Genomic DNA, 19,950 nt, shown 5'->3' with positions numbered 1-19,950 from the left:
TACTAACAACTTAGCGAAATTATGGCCGACAAAAAACGTATTTTAGTACTTAATGGTCCAAACCTTAATTTACTCGGCAGTCGCGAGCCTAGCATTTATGGAGCTGCAACGCTGGCCGATATTGAGGATAAACTTCGCACCAAGGCCGAAGCAGCTCACTGCGAATTATCTTTTTTTCAGTCTAATGCTGAGCATGATCTTATTAATACCATTCATAGTGCTTCTGGCCGTTATAGTTTTATTTTAATCAACCCAGCGGCATTTACTCATACCAGCATTGCTATAAGAGACGCCCTGCTGGGGGTTGCTATTCCATTTATTGAGGTGCATTTGTCGAACGTGCACGCGCGTGAAACCTTTCGCCGTCAGTCGTATTTTTCTGATTGTGCGGTAGGTGTTATTTGCGGCTTTGGCGCACAAAGTTATGAACTTGCGTTAACTGCCGCACTCCAACTAATTAAACGCATACCTGAATAAAATTAAGCAATTACGAAAAGCATTAGTTACATAATTACACACCTATATTTATCGACGAAAAGTGAGTTAAACAGGTTATGGATATTCGTAAAATTAAAAAATTAATCGAGCTCGTTCAAGAGTCTGGTATTGCTGAACTAGAAGTTACTGAAGGCGAAGAAGCGGTACGTATTTGCCGTGTTAATGCCGGCTCAGTACCCGCAATGGCACAGTATCAAGTACCACAGCAAATGCCCGCCGCAGCTCCTCAATTTCAACCTCAAGTTCAACCCGAGGCCGCTGCAACAGCTCCCGCTGCACCTGTAGCAGAAGAAATGTCTGGTACTGTGGTTAAGTCACCCATGGTTGGAACTTTCTATGAATCACCAGCCCCTGGAGTGAAAGCATTTGTAACGGTTGGCCAACGTGTAAACGTAGGTGAAACCCTATGTATTGTAGAAGCCATGAAAATGATGAACCACATTGAAGCTGAAGTAAGTGGTGTGGTGAAAAGAATCTTGGTCGAGAATGAAGCGCCGGTTGAGTTCGATCAGCCTCTCTTTATCATTGAATAACCGACCCAATAAAGGCGAAGATCATGTTAGATAAAGTAGTCATTGCCAACCGGGGTGAAATTGCCTTGCGCATTTTACGGGCTTGTAAAGAGCTCGGTATTAAAACCGTTGCGGTTCACTCCACGGCAGATAGAAGTTTAAAACACGTGTTGCTGGCCGACGAGTCTATTTGTGTTGGCCCACCATCAGCAACAGAAAGTTACCTCAATATTCCGCGTATTATTAGCGCCGCAGAGGTAACTGATGCAACAGCTATTCACCCTGGCTATGGCTTTCTTGCTGAAAATGCTGATTTTGCTGAGCAAGTGGAAAACTCCGGGTTTATTTTTATTGGTCCAACGCCAGACGTTATCCGCACCATGGGTGACAAAGTAGCAGCCATTAACACCATGAAAAAAGCAGGGGTGCCTTGTGTACCTGGCTCCGATGGTCCGTTAGGCGACAACGATGCAGAAAATTTAGCTATTGCCAAACGCATTGGTTACCCCGTCATTGTTAAAGCAGCGGGTGGTGGCGGTGGCCGTGGTATGCGCATGGTACGTAAGGAAGCCGACTTGTTGAAGTCCATTACTGCCACCCAAACCGAAGCTCGCGCTGCTTTTGGTAACCCAATTGTTTATATGGAGAAGTTCCTTGAAAACCCACGCCATATTGAAATACAAGTGTTAGCAGACGGCCAAGGCAATGCTATTCATTTAGGCGAACGCGACTGTTCCATGCAACGCCGCCATCAAAAGGTGGTAGAAGAAGCTCCCGCACCAGGTATTACACCTGAAATTCGCAAAAGCATTGGCGAACGTTGCGCCCAAGCTTGTTTAGAAATAGGCTACCGTGGTGCTGGTACCTTCGAGTTTTTATATGAAAACGGCGAGTTCTATTTCATTGAAATGAACACCCGCATTCAAGTAGAACATACGATTACCGAAATGGTAACTGGCATTGATTTGGTGAAAGAGCAGTTACGAATTGCTGCCGGGTTGCCCTTATCAATAAGCCAAGAAGACGTTGTGGTACGTGGCTATTCAATTGAGTGTCGAATTAATGCTGAAGACCCACAAACTTTTATACCTTCTCCTGGTGTTATTACCCGTTTCCATTCACCAGGCGGTATGGGCGTACGTTGGGATTCGCATATTTATGCCGACTACCGAGTACCACCTAACTACGACTCTATGATCGGTAAGCTCATTACCCACGGCGACACCCGCGACGTGGCTATTGCCCGTATGCAAATAGCGTTGGGCGAGTTAATTATTGAAGGTATTAAAACCAATATTCCGTTGCACCAGTCAATTATGGCCGACCAAAACTTCCAAAAAGGCGGCACCAATATTCACTATTTAGAAAAGAAGCTAGGCATCAACTAAATTTCACTTGAATGAAATGAAAGATCCTTGCTCTTCAAATCAAGCTCAGGTAAAACACCTGAGCTTTTTTGTTTTAAGTTTGCATCGCTAAATAAGGTAACCACTATGGCTTGGATTCAACTGACGCTCACTACTGACGACGAACACGCGCGTCAACTCGGCGACATACTTATGGCTAATCAGGCGCAAGCTGTTACCTATCGTGATGCGAAAGACGCACCTATTTTTGAGCCACCACCGGGTGAAATTCCGCTCTGGTCGCAAACCTTGGTTACTGGCCTTTACCCTGCTGAAACAAACCTAGCCCCAATATTGAATAATTTACATAAGGTTGCTTTTCTCAGTAAACCACTGCAGTACAAAACCGATGCGCTAGAAGACAAAGACTGGGAACGAGAGTGGATGGACAACTTCAAGCCCATTTGCTTTGGCGGCCGGTTTTGGGTGGTACCTTCATGGCATCAGCCTCCTGAGCCTGAACAACCATATTTACTGCTAGACCCTGGCATGGCGTTTGGCACCGGTACCCACGCTACCACAGCCTTATGTTTAGAGTGGTTAACGGAACAAGACCTTACTGGTAAAACGGTGGTCGACTTTGGTTGCGGCTCGGGTATTTTAGCTATTGCAGCACTTAAATTAGGTGCTACTCGCTGTATTGGCACAGACATAGACCAGCAGGCTTTAAGAACCACCCGTGAAAATGCAAAAATAAATGGCGTTGCAGATAAACTGGAGGTGTATTTGCCCCATGAAATGCCCAACATAAAAGCTGATTTGGTGATTGCAAATATTTTAGCAGCGCCATTAATTGAGTTATCAAAAGTAATTCTAGGTTACTTAAAAACTGACGGTCCAATTGCCATGTCTGGAATTTTGCAACGCCAAGCCAACGATGTCATGGCCGCTTACCTACCAAGAATTGAGTTTTCAGCGCCACGCTTCCAGGAGGAGTGGACATTAATTTCGGGCCTGTGTAGCGGCAGAGTTAACAATTAACTTACAGTTAGAGCAATGAAGGCCCTCAAGGAAATTAATGTCAAGCGTAAAAAAGGCAAAAAAACAGCTTTTTGTTCACTTATTAGCCTTTTATTTTTGTGCTAAATTCCCTAGAATTCTCTCCCCCTTTCGCTGAACAGTTTTTAACCGATGCGGATTGGTCATTACCAATTACAGAATAATGTGCTCCTTGCACCCATGGCTGGCGTAACAGATTTGCCCTTCCGGCGTTTGTGCACAAAGCTTGGGGCAGGCCTAGTTGTTTCAGAGATGTTATCGAGCAATCCCGATGTTTGGGATACGGATAAGTCTCGTAGCCGCATGGCGCACGAAAATGAACCTGGAATTCGTTCAGTACAAATTGCGGGGTCTGACCCAGAAATGATGGCGCGTGCCGCTCAGCATAATATTGCTGAAGGGGCACAAATTATCGATATCAATATGGGTTGTCCCGCAAAGAAAGTGAATAAGAAGTTGGCAGGATCAGCCTTACTTCGCGAGCCGTCACTGGTGCGTGAAATTTTAAGCGCTGTGCGAGAAGCTGTAGCAGCTCCTGTCACTCTTAAAATTCGGACAGGTTGGGCACCAGAATATATAAATGGTGTGCAAATTGCCGAAATCGCTCAAGCAGAAGGAATGGCAGCGTTAACTGTACATGGCCGCACACGCGCATGTATGTACAAGGGAAATGCTGAATACGACACCATTCGTGATATTCGCAGCGCCATTAGTATTCCATTGATAGCCAATGGCGATATTACAACACCAGAGCAAGCTAAGTTTGTGCTTACTTACACTGGTGCCGATGCAGTCATGATTGGTCGCGGAGCGCAAGGAAACCCATGGATCTTCAGAGAAATCGTACATTATCTGAATACGGGGAAAAAATTAGCACCACCTAGTCGACATGAGGTGACCACTGTAATGCAACAGCACTTACAACAACTTCATAGCTTCTATGGCGAACGCCGCGGTGTGCGCATAGCCAGGAAGCATATTGGCTGGTATGTACAAGGTATTGGCGACCCAACTAACTTTCGCGCTGCTTTCAATTCAATTGAAACGGCAGCAGAGCAGTTGGTCGCTTTAGAATTTTTTTCGTCAATTTAGCAGAGAGAAAGAGCGCTATTATGTTTGACCCTAATGGAAATCGTGAAACTGTTGTTAACCCACTAATGACTCAAGCTCCAAACGCAAACCCACGTCCTTTGCGTAATTCTGTGAAGCAAGCTTTGAATGGCTTCTTAAGCCAACTAGAAGGACAAGATCCAGAAGAGTTGTATGAATTAGTTTTGGCTGAAGTTGAAGCCCCATTACTCGAAGAAGTAATGACTTACACACGTGGTAACCAAACCCGTGCCGCCACTATGCTCGGTATTAACCGCGGCACTCTGCGGAAGAAATTAAAAAAGTACGGCATGAACTAAGCATTAGGTTCATCAGCGAATGAATTACAGAACAAAGGAAAGCGCTACTTCGGTAGCGCTTTCTTCGTTTCTGGCTTCGCTTAAAGGCCAGTTTTGCGTATAATGTTGAACCGCATAAGCACACTACTTTCGGGCCCAAGTTTAGGCCAATTACCTACTATACAGCGAGTATTCTGACCATGAGCCACATTCGCCCTATTCAGCGCGCTTTATTAAGTGTTTCAGACAAAACCGGAATTGTTGAGTTCGCCCAAGCACTGCACCAACGTAAAGTGGAAATTCTTTCCACCGGTGGCACGGCAAAATTACTTCGTGAAGCGAGCATTCCTGTCATTGAAGTGTCTGACTACACAGGCCAAGCAGAAATAATGGACGGTCGTGTTAAAACCCTTCATCCTAAAATTCATGGTGGCATTCTAGCGCGCCGTGAATTAGACCAAGACGTAATGGCTGAGCAGAATATTGGCCCTATCGACCTAGTCGCCGTTAACTTGTATCCGTTTAAAAAAACCGTGGCCAACCCCGACTGTAATTTTGCCGACGCGATTGAAAATATTGATATTGGTGGACCCACCATGGTTCGTGCGGCTGCTAAAAACCACGCCGACGTAACTATTATTGTGAACGCAGCTGACTATAGCCGTGTGCTTAATGAATTAAACGAACACGATGGCGTAACTGGCCCCACTCGCCTAGATCTCGCTACTGCCGCCTTTGAACACACTGCTGCGTACGACGGTATGATCGCCAATTATCTAGGTCAGCGCAGCCCGCACATCACTAATGAACAAGCGAGCCCTGAACAACCCGTACGCTTTCCCCGCACCTTTAATATGCAAGTGCAAAAGAAACAAGATCTTCGTTACGGTGAAAACAGCCACCAAGAAGCTGCGTTTTATATCGACCCCGAATTCAAAGACCCTAGTGTTGCAACCTCTATTCAAGTACAAGGCAAAGCACTTTCTTACAACAACATTGCCGACACCGACGCAGCATTTGAGTGTGTAAAAACCTTTACTGCGCCGGCCTGCGTTATTGTGAAGCACGCCAACCCATGCGGCGTGGCAGTTGGCAGCAACATTCTTGAAGCCTATGAGCGCGCCTATAAAACGGATCCCACATCAGCCTTTGGCGGTATTATTGCTTTTAACCAGCCGCTCGACGAAACCACCGCTCACGCAATAGTTTCACGCCAGTTTGTTGAAGTTATTATTGCCCCTGGAGCTAGCAAGCGTGCTCAAGCCATTGTGGCGAGTAAACCTAATGTGCGCTTGCTAACGACTTCAGAGTTAGGCGCACAAAGCGCACAGCTCGACTTTAAGCGCGTTCAAGGTGGTTTATTAATTCAAGACAGCGACCACGCAATTGTACCAAGAGCCGACTTGCAGTTTGTTTCTACCGCTCAGCCAACAGAGCAGCAACTGAACGACCTAATGTTTGCCTGGAATGTCGTGCGCTTTGTGAAATCGAACGCTATTGTTTATGCCAATGACGGTATGACCATTGGTGTTGGCGCAGGTCAAATGAGCCGCGTTTATAGTGCCAAAATAGCGGCCATTAAAGCGGCCGACGAAAACCTCGAAGTTGCAGGCTCTGTGATGGCCTCTGATGCTTTCTTCCCATTTCGCGATACCATCGATGCCGCAGCAGCGGCGGGCATCACTGCTATTATTCAGCCGGGCGGCTCTATTCGTGACGACGAAGTGATTGCAGCAGCAAACGAGCATGGAATTGCCATGGTGTTTACTGGCATGCGCCATTTCAAGCATTAACAGCACAGGAATATGCGATGAACATTCTTATTATTGGTAGTGGTGGTCGTGAACACGCATTGGCTTGGAAAGTGGCGCAGTCGGCCCAGGTTAGCCAAGTGTATGTGGCGCCAGGAAATGCTGGTACTGCAAATGAAGCTAAAGTAAGCAATGTGAACATTGCCGTTGATGATATTGATGGCTTAGTTAATTTTGCCAAAGAGAATCAAGTGGCTTTAACCATTGTAGGCCCTGAAGTTCCTTTAGTACTGGGAGTAGTCGATAGCTTTCAACAACACAACCTAGCCATTTTTGGTCCCACTAAAGGTGCCGCACAACTAGAAGGCTCGAAAGCTTTCTGTAAAGACTTCTTTGCTCGCCATAACATTCCAACCGCGGCGTATGAAAACTTTACCGACATTGCACCTGCCAAAGCTTATGTGCGCCAAGGTAATTTACCTATTGTTATTAAAGCCGACGGCCTAGCTGCCGGCAAAGGTGTCATTATTGCTGAAACTTTAGCGCAAGCTGACGCCGCTATTGAAGACATGTTAGCGGGCAACAAGTTTGGTGACGCAGGTAGCCGAGTTGTTATAGAAGAGTTTTTAGTCGGTGAAGAGGCTAGCTTTATTGCCATGGTCGACGGCAAAAACATTCTTGCCTTTGCTTCTAGCCAAGACCATAAAGCACGGGATAACGGCGACAAAGGGCCTAATACTGGCGGTATGGGCGCTTATTCTCCAGCGCCAGTGCTAACCGACAGCATCAGTGACTGGGTAGTTAAGAATATTTTACAACCCACTGTCGACGGCATGCATGCGGAAGGCAATACTTACGTTGGCTTTCTCTATGCTGGCTTAATGATTAGCGACGATGGCACAGCCAAAACCCTTGAGTATAACTGCCGTTTTGGAGACCCTGAAACACAGCCGATTATGATGCGCTTAAAGTCAGACTTAGTTGAATTATGCTTTGCCGCGCTGGCAGGCAAGTTAGACACCACAACCATAGAGTTTACCGAGCAAGCAGCTGTTGGTGTTGTTATGGCAGCGGGCGGTTACCCAGACCAGTTTCGTAAAGGCGATACTATTGAAGGCCTTGAGGCTATTGCAAACCAGCACAGTGAACAGCAAGCGAAAGTATTCCAAGCGGGTACGAAACAAGTGGGTGAACAATTGCACACCAATGGTGGTCGTGTGCTTTGTGTTACCGCCTTAGGTGCTACTGTAACTGAAGCGCAAGCAAATGCTTATGCCTTAGTGAAGAAAATACACTGGCCTGATGCCTATTACCGCGACGACATTGGCTATCGCGCCATAGCTCGTGAACGATAACAGCACCGAAACAAAAGGCCTCGTTTAACGAGGCCTTTTTATTTAATCTTCTACTACTAAGTCGTCTTCCGTTGAACCGGCGCTGTCATAGTCGTTATCGTCTTCAACTATTTTGCTGCGGCCATACATGCTGCCTACTCGCGGGCGATTAATACGCTTATGGTATTTCACCCATGCTTTTTCAATCACTGTTTCTGGTTCTTTTTGCCCTGTGGCAACAGCAAGTAAGCCTTTATCTTCATCTGTGGTCGGCTCTAACTCACCGGCTACAAGCGCAGTGATTAGACAGCCATAGTGTAATAGCGCGTCGCTTTCACGAATTGAGAAGTCGCCAGAGCGAGAGAATCCATACGGATAATTACGGAAGTCATTAAAGGGTTTCCGCAGTAATGTTTCACGATTTATTGTTGCCATAGTCATCCACCTTTGGGGCAAAAACATTAAATAACCGCAGCATTCATGCCACGCAGATGACCATATAAAGGCCTATAGAATACTTGTCAAGCTCTTTATTGAAATACAACAAAATTAAAACGCTTCATAAGGGCTACAGCCTAACCCAGCTTAGGTAATTTTACTTTTGGCTAGTTCGCTAAAGCCTGTTTAATTTGGCTTGTTAAGCGTTCGTCCATGGGTGCCACAGCGCTTGGGAAAGACGTAATAACTTCACCATTACGACCAACCAGGTACTTGTGAAAGTTCCAAGCAGGAGGGCCTTGCTCACGCGCTAGCTGAGTGAACACAGGGTTCGCTCGGCGACCTGTTACAGCCGAAATAGACATCATGGGAAAAGTCACCCCAAAATTTGCAAAACATACCTCTGCCACAGCTTCTTCATCCGCATGCTCTTGTCGAAAACTGTCGGAAGGAAAGCCAATTATAGTAAAGCCTTGGTCTTTATATTCTTGATAGAGCATTTCTAGCCCCTCAAATTGGCCCGTATAGCCACATTGGCTTGCCGTATTAACCACCAAAGTTACCTTCCCTTGGCTAAGCTCACATAGGTTACTCATTGCCTCTGAACGCAAACTACGCTGTTCACCCTGCAGCGGCCCAGAACAAGCTTCTAAGGGGTCAGCCTGCGCGGCTGGCGCAGTGAACATTCCTAGCGCAACAACAGCTCCTAATACGGATATGTAGTTCATGGTGTGCTCCTCATTTGATTGTTTACGTTTGGCTAATTCGCCCGATAGGTATTGCGGCGTTAACACCGCGCAGAAAATAGCGCCTGCCACACGCTTTATTTAATAGTATACGCATAAGTGCTGTATATGGATGACTTATCTTACTGAAGAAAAGAACTAACTAAGAGCCGAAGACAACAAGAAGTAAATTGCAGAAACAACAACGCCACCCGAAGGTGGCGTTGTTGTGAATTTGGAGCGAGTAACGAGGTTCGAACTCGTGACCTCGACCTTGGCAAGGTCGCGCTCTACCAGCTGAGCTATACTCGCATTGCCAGGGTGCTCTGCCCTGACTGCGAAATGCATTTTACTCATTCCGTTACGTAATGCAAGCTCATTTTGACAAGTTTCTACTGTTCGCTGAAAAAATGAGCACGGTAATACTTTAACTCTTCAATCGACTCTCGAATATCAGCCAAAGCCTCGTGGGCATTATGCTTTTCAAAACCATTAACAATGCTAGGCTTCCAACGTTTGGCGAGTTCTTTTACTGTACTCACATCTAAATTACGGTAATGGAAGTATGCTTCTAGTTCCGGCATGTAACGGGCTAAAAAACGCCTGTCTTGGCAAATACTATTTCCACACATAGGCGACGTATTGGCATCAATGTGTTGCTTGAGAAATTCAATGGTTGCTTTTTCAGCCGCTTCAATATCAACACCCTCCGCTTTTATGCGCTTCACTAAGCCTGAATCCGTATGGGTTTTGGTATTCCAATCATCCATACCTGCTAGGCGTTCATCGCTTTGCTTAATAGCAAACACTGGCCCTACGGCAATTTCATTTAACTGCGCGTCGGTTACTATGGTAGCAATTTCAATAATTACATCTTCTTCAGGCGATAAGCCGGTCATTTCTAAATCTATCCAAATCAAGCGGCTATTCTGTTCGGTCATGTTAATTCCTTACCTTAACTCTTCAATATGCGCCAACTAGCGCTTTTCATCACACTTTACTGCACTTTATTGTATGATAGAACCATTAAGAATGCTCGTTTAACGCCAAGGAGACTGCGTGGGGCAAAAGCGTAAATTAACCAAAGGTCAGCAGCGTCGTATGCACGCTAACCAAAGCAAGCGTTTGGCCAAAAGTGAACAATCGAAAAGCGACCAATGGAGTGACGATCAGCTCGGGCCACTTCAACCTGGCCGTGTTGTAAGCCGCTTTGGCCAACACGTAGACATATTAGATAACCAAGGAATAACTTATCGGTGCAATATTCGCCGAGCAGTTAAAAGCCTAGTTACTGGCGACCGGGTGGTGTGGCGTAAAGCCCCCACTCAAGAACAAGGAATGCAAGGGGTCGTTGAAGCAGTAGAGCCTCGCGATAGCGAATTGTGCCGGCCGGACATTTACGACGGGCTAAAACCTGTAGCCGCGAACGTTGACCAAATCTTTATTGTTTCTTCGTCGCAACCGGCTTTTTCCGACCAAATTATTGATCGTTATTTAGTGGCCTGTGCAGACGCTGGCATACAAGCCATTATTGTTATGAACAAAGTCGACCTTATTGATGCCACTGAAGCCGAACATATTAACCAACGCCTACAAGTTTATGTCGATATGGGTTACAAAGTTATTCGGGTAAGCGCTGTAACGGGTGAAGGTATTGAGCATTTACGCGACAGCTTTGTGGGTAAAGTGTCGGTGTTAGTCGGCCAGTCTGGGGTGGGTAAATCTTCACTCATCGACAAAGCTTTGCCTGAGGTAAGCTTAGTGATAGGTGACATTTCAACTGGCTCTGGTCTTGGCCAGCACACCACAACGGTGGCCCGCTGGTATCCACTTAACGAGGGAGGAGCATTAATAGACTCGCCAGGCATTCGGGAATTTGGGTTATGGCACTTAGCGATCGAACGTATTACTCTTGGGTTTATTGACTTTCACCCATTTCTTGGCACCTGCAAATTTCGCGACTGTAAACATGGCAACGACCCTGGTTGTGCCTTACAACAAGCAGTAGCAGAAGGAAAGCTAGACGAAGGCAGGCTTGCGAATTACCATCGCATTATTGATTCATTAGATAAAAACTGAGGTACATAGTGTCTACTGTTGATCGTGTTAAAATTGCTACGCAATATATTTTACCTAAACATTTACTTTCACGTTTAACGGGGCGCTTTGCCGCTGCCCGTGCGGGCTGGTTCACCCAAATTGCTATTCGTGCTTTCATTCGCAACTTTAGTGTTGACATGAGCGAAGCCGCCTTACCCAAGCCTAAAGATTACCAAACTTTTAACGACTTTTTTACCCGTGAATTAAAAGCAGGCGCTCGCCCCATACTTGCGGAAGGGCTTGAACTTGCCCACCCGGTCGATGGCACTGTAAGCCAAATAGGCGAAATAGACGACGACACTATAGTGCAGGCAAAAGGACACAACTACAGCGTAACCGAGCTGCTGGGGGGCGACACGTCATTAGGCAAAGAGTTCGACGATGGTTATTTTGCCACCATATATTTAGCTCCACGCGACTACCACCGTATACACATGCCATGCGACGGTACGCTACGTGAAATGATATATATTCCTGGTGATTTATTCTCGGTTAATCCACTTACCGCCCAAAATGTACCCAATTTATTTGCCCGTAACGAACGTGTGGTCGCTATTTTCGACACCGACCGAGGCCCTTTTTCTATGGTTTTAGTAGGAGCAACTATTGTTGCTAGCATTGAAACTATTTGGGCTGGAACTGTCACTCCACCGCGCGGACCACGGGTACACAAGTGGCAGTACCCAAGTAAAGGTGCGGCGGCTATCACCCTTAAAAAAGGCGAAGAAATGGGCCGCTTTAAACTGGGCTCTACGGTAATTATGACCTTTGCTGAAGACGCCATAAACTGGCACGACGATGTAAAACCTGGCCAAATTACCCGCATGGGTACTATATTAGGCGAGTGGCAAAGCTAACGGCATGCTAATTTTTGCCCACCGAGGTGCTAGCGCCGTTGCTCCTGAAAACACGCTAGCAGCCTTTGACAAGGCACTAGAAGCGCAAGCCGACGCTATAGAGATCGACATTAGCCAAGTAGACGGCGAAGTGTATGTTTTCCACGATCGTTATTTAGATCGCCTTACGGCTAAGCCTGGCCGCTTTCAAGACTTAAGTTCGGCACAAGTTCAAACCCTAGCGGTATTTGGTCAGCATCAGGTGCCTACGCTTAAACAAGCGTTACACCGAATTGCGGGCAGGTGCATGCTCAATATAGAAATAAAAGCTCCGGTGGAACAAGAAAAATTATCTGAGTTACTTAACTATGCCCTTAGGCAATGCGGCTTTACAGAGCAGCAACTGCTTATTTCCTCCTTTAATCACCACTGGTTAAAAGATATTAAGGCGGCCCGACCACAAACTCGCATTGGTGCCTTAACTGCCACAAACAACCTCGACTATGCCGCTTATGCAACGCAACTTGGCGCCTATTCAGCCCACATTGATATCAACGTAATCGACCAAGCCTTTGTGCATGATGCACACCAACGGGGGTTAGCTGTTTTTGTTTACACGGTCGATGAGGCGCAAGATATAACTTGGCTAAAAAAATTAGGGGTGGACGGTATATTTACCAACCACCCCCTATTGGCGAAGACGATTTTGGCTGGGCTACCCGTATGCGAGCATACCCTTATTCGCCACTTTTAAGCTTCTCTAGCAGCGCTAATTAATCTTTTACTGCCAGCGCTTCTTTTAGGGCATCGTCTTCAGCCCGGCGATCTGGATATTGTTTTTCTAGCTCAGCTAATTCATTCGCTAACGCCATGGGCGAACTAGTGTTGCGAGCTAAGCCAACATACAGTGCGGGTACCAAAAATATTGTTAAGAAGGCTGAAAAGGCCACACCACTAAAGATAACCACACCTAAAACCATACGGCTTTCAGCGCCTGGCCCACTGGCTAATACTAACGGCAAAGAGCTCATTAAAGTAGTAAAAGCTGTCATTACAATGGGCCGCAAGCGTAACCGTGAAGCCCGCGCTAAAGCGTCTTCAAACTTCATGCCGGCGTCGCGCAACTGGTTAGCAAATTCAACAATTAAAATACCGTTTTTTGCCGCCAGGCCAATTAACATTACAATACCTATCTGGCTGTAAATATTTATGGTCATTCCCATGGCGTAAAGCCCGAATAAAGCCCCAAAAATAGCCAGCGGCACCGTTAAAATAATAACAAAAGGGTGTATAAAGCTTTCAAACTGGGCAGCTAATACTAAGAAAGTTATTGCCAAGGCAAGCCCGAATATAAAGACAATGGTGCTACCGCCTTCTTGGTATAGTAACGACTGACCTTTGTAGTCGTACGAAACGTCGTCTGGTAATTCATTGGCCACTATGTTCTCTAAGAATGCTAAGGCTTCGCCAAGCGAGTAACCGTCGGCTAAGTTGGCACTAATAGTAATTGAGCGCATGCGGTTATAGCGGTTTAAAGTGGACGCTGTGGCACCTTCTTCTACCGTGACTAAATTCGACATGGGAATTAATTCACGGGTGCTTTGTGAGCGAACGTAAATAGCATCTATGTCTTGTGGCGAACGAAAGTCAGAACGTTCCCCTTCAAGCAGTACGTTGTACTCTTCACCATTATCTTGGTAAGTGGTCACTCTGCGGCTGCCCAACATGCTTTCAAGGGTACGGCCAATATCGCCTACCGAAACACCAAGGTCGGCAGCACGGTTCTGGTCTATTTTAATTCGCAATTGCGGCACTGTTTCGCGGTAGTCGCTATCTAGCTGTATTAAACCAGGGTTTTCTTGCGCTTTTTCTATCACTATGTCGCGGTAACGAGCCAATTCAGCGAAAGTATTGCCTTGCAATACAAACTCCACCGGCCGCGAACTCCCGCCACCACTAATACCACTACGCATATTGGCAAAAGCTATTACGTCGGGCACTTCTTGTAAGCGCGTGCGAACTTCGTTCAGTAATTCAAACGAACTCCAGTCACGCTCACTAAAGGGCACGGCACCCACAATGGCGATACCTGCACTGTTACCCCAACCTGGCGTTCGAATAATTAGCCGCTCTACTTTCCCTTCATCAATATAAGGCAGCAATATTTCTTCAATTTTATTCATATTACGAAGGTTTGATTCGTAGGTTGCCCCTTCAGCACTACGCACCATAACAAAGAAATTTCCGCGGTCTTCAGGTGGTACAAATTCTTGACCTATTTTGCCTAATAATAAGTACGATGCTCCCGCCGAAAGCACCACCACTGCAAATGCAATAATTGGCCACTTGATAGACTTATACACCATACGTTCGTACGACGATTCAATGCGTTGAAAAGCATTGTCAATTGCCTGCCCAAAACGCGAGTTGCGCTCTTTTTTCTTCAACATTTTAGAACACAACATGGGCGACAAAGTTAGTGCGGTAATACTGGAAAAAGCAACCGCAGCGGCAAGGGCTATAGCAAACTCAGTGAAAAGTAAGCCTATGTTACCGTCCATGAAAATCAACGGCACAAATACTGCGATTAATACTAAAGTAGTTGCCACTACAGCAAAGCCAACTTCTCGGGCTCCACGGTAAGCCGCTAATAAGGGCGGATCGCCATTTTCTACTCGGCGATAAATGTTTTCTAATACCACAATGGAGTCGTCAACCACTAGCCCAATAGCAAGTACCAATGCTAAAAGGGTCAGCAGGTTAATTGAAAAGCCCATAGCACTTAAAACAATATAGGAAGAGAGTAACGCAACAGGTACAGTTAACGCCGGAATCAGCGTTACTCGAATATTACCTAGGAAGAAATAAATAACCAAAACCACCATGGCCATGGCTATAAACAAGGTTTGATAAACCTCATTGATGGAGTCGCGAATAAATATAGACGAATCGTAACTAGACACCAGCATCATACTTGCCGGTAAAGTGTTTTGCATTCGGGCAACTTCCCGTGCAACGTTATCAACCACATCTAAGGTATTAGCATTCGACTGACGAATAATACCAATGCCTACCATGTTAATACCGTTACCACGGAACTCTGAACGGTCGTTTTCTGCTTCCACAGAAACCCGTGCCACTTCACCTAAACGAACCAAGTAGCCATCGCTTCCGGCAACAATACTTAAATTAGCAAAATCTGTAGCTGTTAAGTAGTTGCGGGTTACCCGCACCGAAAACTCCCTATCACGCGATTCAATTTCCCCTGCGGGTAGTTCTACGTTTTCAGCTCTTAGCCTATTTTCAATATCGGCGACAGTAATGCCACGGGCAGCCATAGCTTGGCGATCTAGCCATATTTTCATGGCATAGCGGCGTTCACCACCAATATTCACTCTGGCCACTCCGTCTACTACCGACAAACGGTCGACAATATAGCGGTTAGCATAGTCAGTTAGCTCTAACGTAGTCATGTTTTCACTACGCAAGCTGTACCAAACTACGGTGTCTTCGTCGGAGTTCGCTTTGGTTACTTCGGGTGGGTCTACTTGTTGCGGCAAGCTACGCATCACTCGCTGTACACGTTCGCGCACGTCGTTTGCGGCCGAGTCTATGTCGCGGCTTTGTTCAAATTCGATAGTAATACGTGAACGACCGTCGCGGCTCGACGAATTAATACTTTTAATGCCATCAATGCCGCTTATACGCTCTTCTATTACCTGCGTAATTTGAGTTTCAATAATTTCTGCGTTAGCCCCAGAATAACTAGTGCTAATTGAAACCACTGGCGGTTCAATATTAGGGTATTCACGTAAAGGCAGAGAACTAAAAGCAACTACCCCAAAAATAATAAGTAATATATTTATAACGGTAGCAAAAACTGGGCGCTTAACTGAAGTATCTGATAACAACATTGTTTTAGCGCTCCGTTACGTTAACAGGCAAGCCATCTCGAACCTGAACCGTTCCTTCAATAATCACCTTATCGCCTTCATTGAGTCCGGATAAAACTTCAACCCAGCCTGGTAAACGTCGACCAATGGTAATTACTGTCATTTCAGCACGATTTTCGTCGCTAATACGATAAACATGGTGTTCGTTCCGAATGGGTATCACTGCACTTTCAGGCACCATCATGGTGAAGTCTATGCTGCGCTCTAGCTCTACACTTAAAAGCATACCAGGGCGTAACTCTCGCGACTCATTGTTAATTTGAGCACGTACTTGAATAGACCGGGTTACCGGATCAACCCGCGAGGCTAAGCTCATTATACGACCTTCAAACACACGATTTTCGTAGGCAGCCGAACGCGCAGCTACGCGCTGCCCTGGCTCTAAGCTGGGTAAGTATAATTCGGGTACACTGAAGTCTACGTAAATAGGGTCGAGGGCGTCGAGGGTGGTAATTACATCGCCGGGCCGTACTAACGAACCGATACTCACTTGGCGAATACCAAGCCGACCCGCAAATGGAGCTAAAATACGCATTTCGTCTAAGCGGCTACGGGCAACTGCAAGTTCTGCTGAGGTTTGTTCGACGCGTACTTCTTGTTCGTCTATCATGCTGCGTGAAGCTGCGTTTTCGCGCGCTAGCTCACGTAATCGTTCAAGTTGGCGGCGGGCCTCAGCCAAACGAAACTCAAGTTCTTGAGCTCGCGCACGCTCTTCCCTGTCGTTTAAAACGATCAGTAAGTCGCCTTTTGCTACTTCTTGGCCATCAGTAAAATGTATTTCACGCACCGTTTGTGCAACGCGTGCCATAATATTTACTGACTGATTTGCTTTAGCAGTTCCTAACCCCTGAATGGTGTCGCGGAACTCCATAGTGCGCGCTTCTGTTACCACCACTGTGGGTGCAGTCATCGTACGCTGGCCACCGGCTTGGTCTCCATCAAAAAAATAGAGCCAGCCAATAATTGCAGCTAAAATAACTGCTACCACACTTAAAGGGGTTACAAACGCGCGCTTAGCCATACTTCTTACAGTCCCGTCGTTATTATAAGTTAAAATATTAACTTTCCGATTGTACCGCGTTCCTCTTGCGGGTACGGTACAATTGACCGCTAATAAAACGGAACTGGTCGCAAAGTTAACTAGCCATGGTATTTAGGGCTGAGCTCGGTTACCGCTTCAATGAATGCTCCGGCATTTTCTGGTTTCACCCCAGGGTGAATGCCGTGTCCCAAGTTAAAGACCTGACCGGTTCCTTGGCCATAGCTTTTTAAAATGGTTTCCACTTCTTCACGAATACGCTCAGGCGTTGCATACAACATGCTTGGGTCCATATTTCCTTGTAGTGCAACTTTGTCACCTACACGGGTTCTTGCTTCGCCCATGTCTGTGGTCCAGTCGATACCAAGTGCGTCACAGCCCGTAGCAGCCATAGCTTCTAACCATTGGCCACCATTTTTTGTGAACAAAGTTACTGGTACTTTCCGGCCGTCTGCTTCGCGCGTTAAGCCGTCAATAATTTGTTCCATATAACGCAGCGAAAATTCGCGGTAAGCCCGCGGCGACAACACGCCACCCCAGGTATCAAAAATCATTAACGCTTGTGCACCATTGGCTACTTGCGCATTTAAATACGAAGTAACCGATTGAGCCAGCTTGTCGAGCAACATGTGCATCATTTTTGGCTCAGCAAAAGCCATTTTCTTTACTTCAGAAAAGTTTTTGCTACTACCACCTTCCACCATGTAAGTGGCCAGCGTCCACGGGCTGCCTGCAAAACCTATTAATGGCACTTCGCCTTTTAATTCGCGGCGAATAGTACTCACTGCACGCATTACATAGCCTAGCTCGTCTTCTGGATCTGGAATAGGCAGGGCTTCAATACTTTGCATGTCACGTAATGGATGCTTAAAGCGCGGGCCTTCCCCTTCTTCAAAGTACAATCCTAACCCCATAGCGTCTGGAATAGTCAGAATGTCTGAGAACAAAATGGCCGCATCGAGTGGAAAACGACGCAGTGGTTGCAGGGTTACTTCACAGGCTAACTCTGCATTACGGCACAACGCCATAAAATCACCGGCTTCTTTGCGAACCTCACGATATTCTGGTAAGTAACGGCCCGCTTGGCGCATCATCCAAATGGGTGTGCGATCAACAGGTTGTTTAGCAAGGGCACGTAAATAACGATCATTTTTAAGTTTTGTGGTCATATCTGGTTCTTTTGTCCTCAAATTTTAGAGCGCTAATTCTACCAAATATGGTGCGCCCTGTCAGTTAATTAACCCTGTACCTTTTTTCGTACCACTTCGATCAAATTCCAAGCGATTGATCCGGGCGGTGCCGTTGGTGGTAAGTTATCGAACGAAAACCAACCTCCTGTTACTAACTCTGTAGGATCTAACCTTAATTCACCACCTGCGTAGCGAGCAATAAAGCCGGCCATAAGCGAATGGGGAAAAGGCCAAGGCTGGCTATTTATATATTCAATATCTGTTACTTCAATACCTGCTTCTTCGTATACTTCTCGTCGTAAACATTGCTCTAACGACTCACCACTTTCAACAAAGCCCGCCAGCACCGAGTGCATTCCTTCCGGATGCCGTACACCTTGAGCAAGTAATATTTTATCGTCTTTGTAAATACCAACAATAATACAAGGGGAAATACGTGGATAACTTACCAAGCCACAGTGGCCACAAACCACTGCTAATTCTTCGCGATCTTGTGCCACTTCTTCGCCACAGGTACCACAATATTTGTGGGTTTGTAAAAAACCTGTCACTTGGCAAGCACGGGCAGCTAAACTAAACAACTCGCTATCGGCACGCAATAAGCACAGGCGTAATGGCACCTGCTGCCAGCCCGCTAACAGTTTCATTGACTGCTCTCGAATTAATAAAAATACCGGGCTTCCTTGGTACTCGCCAATTTCGGCCGTATAGGCGTAGGTGGCAAAAGGTATCTCTTCGACGGGTAAAAAGGGTGGCTCAAAACTTTGCTCAGAGCTGGCCAAGTCAACCAAATGATTGTCATGCACTATTAACCACCAAACTGCTGTTGCCGTTGGAGGCATCCGATCTGGAAAAATCATAATAACACACCCATTTTTATACTTTTCACTTCAGCTTTTGCCATAAAAAAAGCCCATCGCACTTACTTAAAAGCGTATGCGATGAGCTTACTTTTCATTGTTTACAGCTTACTCTGCCGCTTCAATTTCCAGCAGTTCCACCTCAAAAATAAGTGTCGCATTTGGAGGAATTGGACTACCAGGACGCTGTTGTTCGCCATAGGCCAACTCGGCAGGAATTACAAAGCGGTATTTTGAGCCCACATTCATTAGTTGTACGCCTTCAGACCAGCCCACAATAACTCGGTTTAAAGGAAATGCTATTGGCTCGCCACGCTCGTAAGAGCTATCGAACACTGTATCGTCGATTAGCTTGCCTTCGTAATGTACTGTTACGGTGTCTTCTGCAACAGGGCTGGCGCCTTCACCAGCAACTAATATTTCGTACTGTAAGCCACTTTCGGTTACTACCACACCTTCTCGTGCAGCATTTTCCCGTTGATAAGCGAGGCCTTCTTCAAGATTACGCTGGCCCGCCAGTGCACTTTCGGCTTCGGCTAAACTTGTGCTTAATTCTACTAGTTCCATTACAGCTTCTTGTACTTGGTCTTCGGAAAGCTGAGTTTCACCATTAAGGGCATCGGCTAATGCAGCAAGAACAACTTGATTGTCCAAGGTAATACCCGTTGAAGCTAAATGCTCTAAGTTCGACTTTACTTCGTCACCTAAAACAGTACCTAATGCATAAGCATGACGGTGCGAGTCTGTTTCTAAGTCAACCTGCGTTTTTACCTCGGCTCCGCCGCACCCTGCTAATGCAAGGGCTACAACTGAAGCTAACGCTGTTTTTGCCACAATTTTCATGTAAATCTCCGATTATATTAGTATAACTTTAGGTTCCGCTCTGTTTTGATGCCAGCAACGAACGCTTATTAGCACTAT

Annotated in this window: 19 protein-coding genes and 1 tRNA gene; 11 read left to right on the top strand and 9 right to left on the bottom strand. The window is 46.2% G+C overall.

Annotated features, from left to right (window positions below; genetic code table 11):
• Positions 1 to 21 precede the first annotated feature (21 nt).
• The 8 genes from aroQ (at position 22) to purD (ending at position 7,909) form a co-directional block, all read left to right on the top strand.
• Positions 22 to 477: a type II 3-dehydroquinate dehydratase gene (gene aroQ / locus M1L23_RS06715; protein WP_252626529.1), complete on the top strand. Its 456-nt coding sequence runs from the start codon at positions 22 to 24 to the stop codon at positions 475 to 477.
• A 77-nt stretch (positions 478 to 554) separates the two neighbouring features.
• A complete protein-coding gene (accB, locus tag M1L23_RS06710; protein WP_252626527.1) occupies positions 555 to 1,031 on the top strand; it encodes an acetyl-CoA carboxylase biotin carboxyl carrier protein in 477 nt (158 codons plus the stop codon).
• A gap of 23 nt (positions 1,032 to 1,054) precedes the next feature.
• On the top strand, positions 1,055 to 2,398 hold the full coding sequence (accC, locus tag M1L23_RS06705) for an acetyl-CoA carboxylase biotin carboxylase subunit (RefSeq protein ID WP_252626525.1): 1,344 nt from the start codon (positions 1,055 to 1,057) through the stop codon (positions 2,396 to 2,398).
• Positions 2,399 to 2,503: 105 nt separating this feature from the next.
• Complete coding sequence (prmA, locus tag M1L23_RS06700) at positions 2,504 to 3,397, top strand: 50S ribosomal protein L11 methyltransferase (protein WP_252626523.1); 894 nt, start codon at positions 2,504 to 2,506, stop codon at positions 3,395 to 3,397.
• 150 nt (positions 3,398 to 3,547) lie between these two features.
• Positions 3,548 to 4,507, top strand: coding sequence for a tRNA dihydrouridine synthase DusB (dusB, locus tag M1L23_RS06695; protein ID WP_252626522.1), 960 nt, complete (start codon positions 3,548 to 3,550; stop codon positions 4,505 to 4,507).
• 20 nt (positions 4,508 to 4,527) lie between these two features.
• Positions 4,528 to 4,824: a DNA-binding transcriptional regulator Fis gene (fis, locus tag M1L23_RS06690; RefSeq protein WP_256473622.1), complete on the top strand. Its 297-nt coding sequence runs from the start codon at positions 4,528 to 4,530 to the stop codon at positions 4,822 to 4,824.
• 179 nt (positions 4,825 to 5,003) lie between these two features.
• Entirely contained in the window at positions 5,004 to 6,596 is a 1,593-nt protein-coding gene (gene purH / locus M1L23_RS06685; RefSeq protein ID WP_252626520.1) for a bifunctional phosphoribosylaminoimidazolecarboxamide formyltransferase/IMP cyclohydrolase, read from the top strand.
• 17 nt (positions 6,597 to 6,613) lie between these two features.
• Positions 6,614 to 7,909, top strand: a complete 1,296-nt coding sequence (purD, locus tag M1L23_RS06680) for a phosphoribosylamine--glycine ligase (RefSeq protein WP_252626519.1) — start codon at positions 6,614 to 6,616, stop codon at positions 7,907 to 7,909.
• A 42-nt stretch (positions 7,910 to 7,951) separates the two neighbouring features.
• Here purD and M1L23_RS06675 read toward each other — a convergent pair whose 3' ends face one another.
• The 4 genes from M1L23_RS06675 to orn form a co-directional block, all read right to left on the bottom strand.
• Entirely contained in the window at positions 7,952 to 8,323 is a 372-nt protein-coding gene (locus M1L23_RS06675) for a MaoP family protein (protein ID WP_252626517.1), read from the bottom strand.
• Positions 8,324 to 8,493: 170 nt separating this feature from the next.
• Positions 8,494 to 9,054, bottom strand: a complete 561-nt coding sequence (locus M1L23_RS06670) for a glutathione peroxidase (RefSeq protein ID WP_252626515.1) — start codon at positions 9,052 to 9,054, stop codon at positions 8,494 to 8,496.
• A gap of 233 nt (positions 9,055 to 9,287) precedes the next feature.
• Positions 9,288 to 9,363, bottom strand: a tRNA-Gly gene (locus tag M1L23_RS06665).
• A gap of 80 nt (positions 9,364 to 9,443) precedes the next feature.
• On the bottom strand, positions 9,444 to 9,992 hold the full coding sequence (orn, locus tag M1L23_RS06660; protein ID WP_252626513.1) for an oligoribonuclease: 549 nt from the start codon (positions 9,990 to 9,992) through the stop codon (positions 9,444 to 9,446).
• Between the two features lie 118 nt (positions 9,993 to 10,110).
• Between orn and rsgA the strand changes: the two genes are divergently transcribed.
• The 3 genes from rsgA to M1L23_RS06645 are packed head-to-tail and all read left to right on the top strand — an operon-like array spanning position 10,111 to position 12,741.
• Complete coding sequence (gene rsgA / locus M1L23_RS06655) at positions 10,111 to 11,130, top strand: small ribosomal subunit biogenesis GTPase RsgA (protein ID WP_252626512.1); 1,020 nt, start codon at positions 10,111 to 10,113, stop codon at positions 11,128 to 11,130.
• Between the two features lie 8 nt (positions 11,131 to 11,138).
• Positions 11,139 to 12,008, top strand: coding sequence for an archaetidylserine decarboxylase (gene asd / locus M1L23_RS06650; RefSeq protein ID WP_252626510.1), 870 nt, complete (start codon positions 11,139 to 11,141; stop codon positions 12,006 to 12,008).
• A 4-nt stretch (positions 12,009 to 12,012) separates the two neighbouring features.
• Positions 12,013 to 12,741, top strand: coding sequence for a glycerophosphodiester phosphodiesterase (locus M1L23_RS06645; RefSeq protein ID WP_252626507.1), 729 nt, complete (start codon positions 12,013 to 12,015; stop codon positions 12,739 to 12,741).
• A 19-nt stretch (positions 12,742 to 12,760) separates the two neighbouring features.
• Here the strand turns inward: M1L23_RS06645 and M1L23_RS06640 are convergent, their stop codons facing one another.
• The 5 genes from M1L23_RS06640 to M1L23_RS06620 form a co-directional block, all read right to left on the bottom strand.
• Positions 12,761 to 15,901, bottom strand: coding sequence for an efflux RND transporter permease subunit (locus M1L23_RS06640; RefSeq protein ID WP_252626505.1), 3,141 nt, complete (start codon positions 15,899 to 15,901; stop codon positions 12,761 to 12,763).
• A gap of 4 nt (positions 15,902 to 15,905) precedes the next feature.
• Entirely contained in the window at positions 15,906 to 16,961 is a 1,056-nt protein-coding gene (locus M1L23_RS06635) for an efflux RND transporter periplasmic adaptor subunit (RefSeq protein WP_252626503.1), read from the bottom strand.
• A gap of 119 nt (positions 16,962 to 17,080) precedes the next feature.
• On the bottom strand, positions 17,081 to 18,148 hold the full coding sequence (gene hemE, locus M1L23_RS06630) for a uroporphyrinogen decarboxylase (RefSeq protein ID WP_252626501.1): 1,068 nt from the start codon (positions 18,146 to 18,148) through the stop codon (positions 17,081 to 17,083).
• 68 nt (positions 18,149 to 18,216) lie between these two features.
• Positions 18,217 to 19,029 carry an NAD(+) diphosphatase gene (gene nudC, locus M1L23_RS06625; protein WP_252626499.1) on the bottom strand — a complete coding sequence of 271 codons (813 nt, stop codon included), beginning with the start codon at positions 19,027 to 19,029 and terminating at the stop codon, positions 18,217 to 18,219.
• Between the two features lie 108 nt (positions 19,030 to 19,137).
• On the bottom strand, positions 19,138 to 19,872 hold the full coding sequence (locus M1L23_RS06620) for an FKBP-type peptidyl-prolyl cis-trans isomerase (RefSeq protein WP_252626498.1): 735 nt from the start codon (positions 19,870 to 19,872) through the stop codon (positions 19,138 to 19,140).
• Positions 19,873 to 19,950 lie beyond the last annotated feature (78 nt).

This window comes from Aliidiomarina quisquiliarum (assembly GCF_023922585.1).
Lineage (GTDB): Bacteria > Pseudomonadota > Gammaproteobacteria > Enterobacterales > Alteromonadaceae > Aliidiomarina > Aliidiomarina quisquiliarum.
This window is presented reverse-complemented; position numbering and strand designations above follow the sequence as displayed.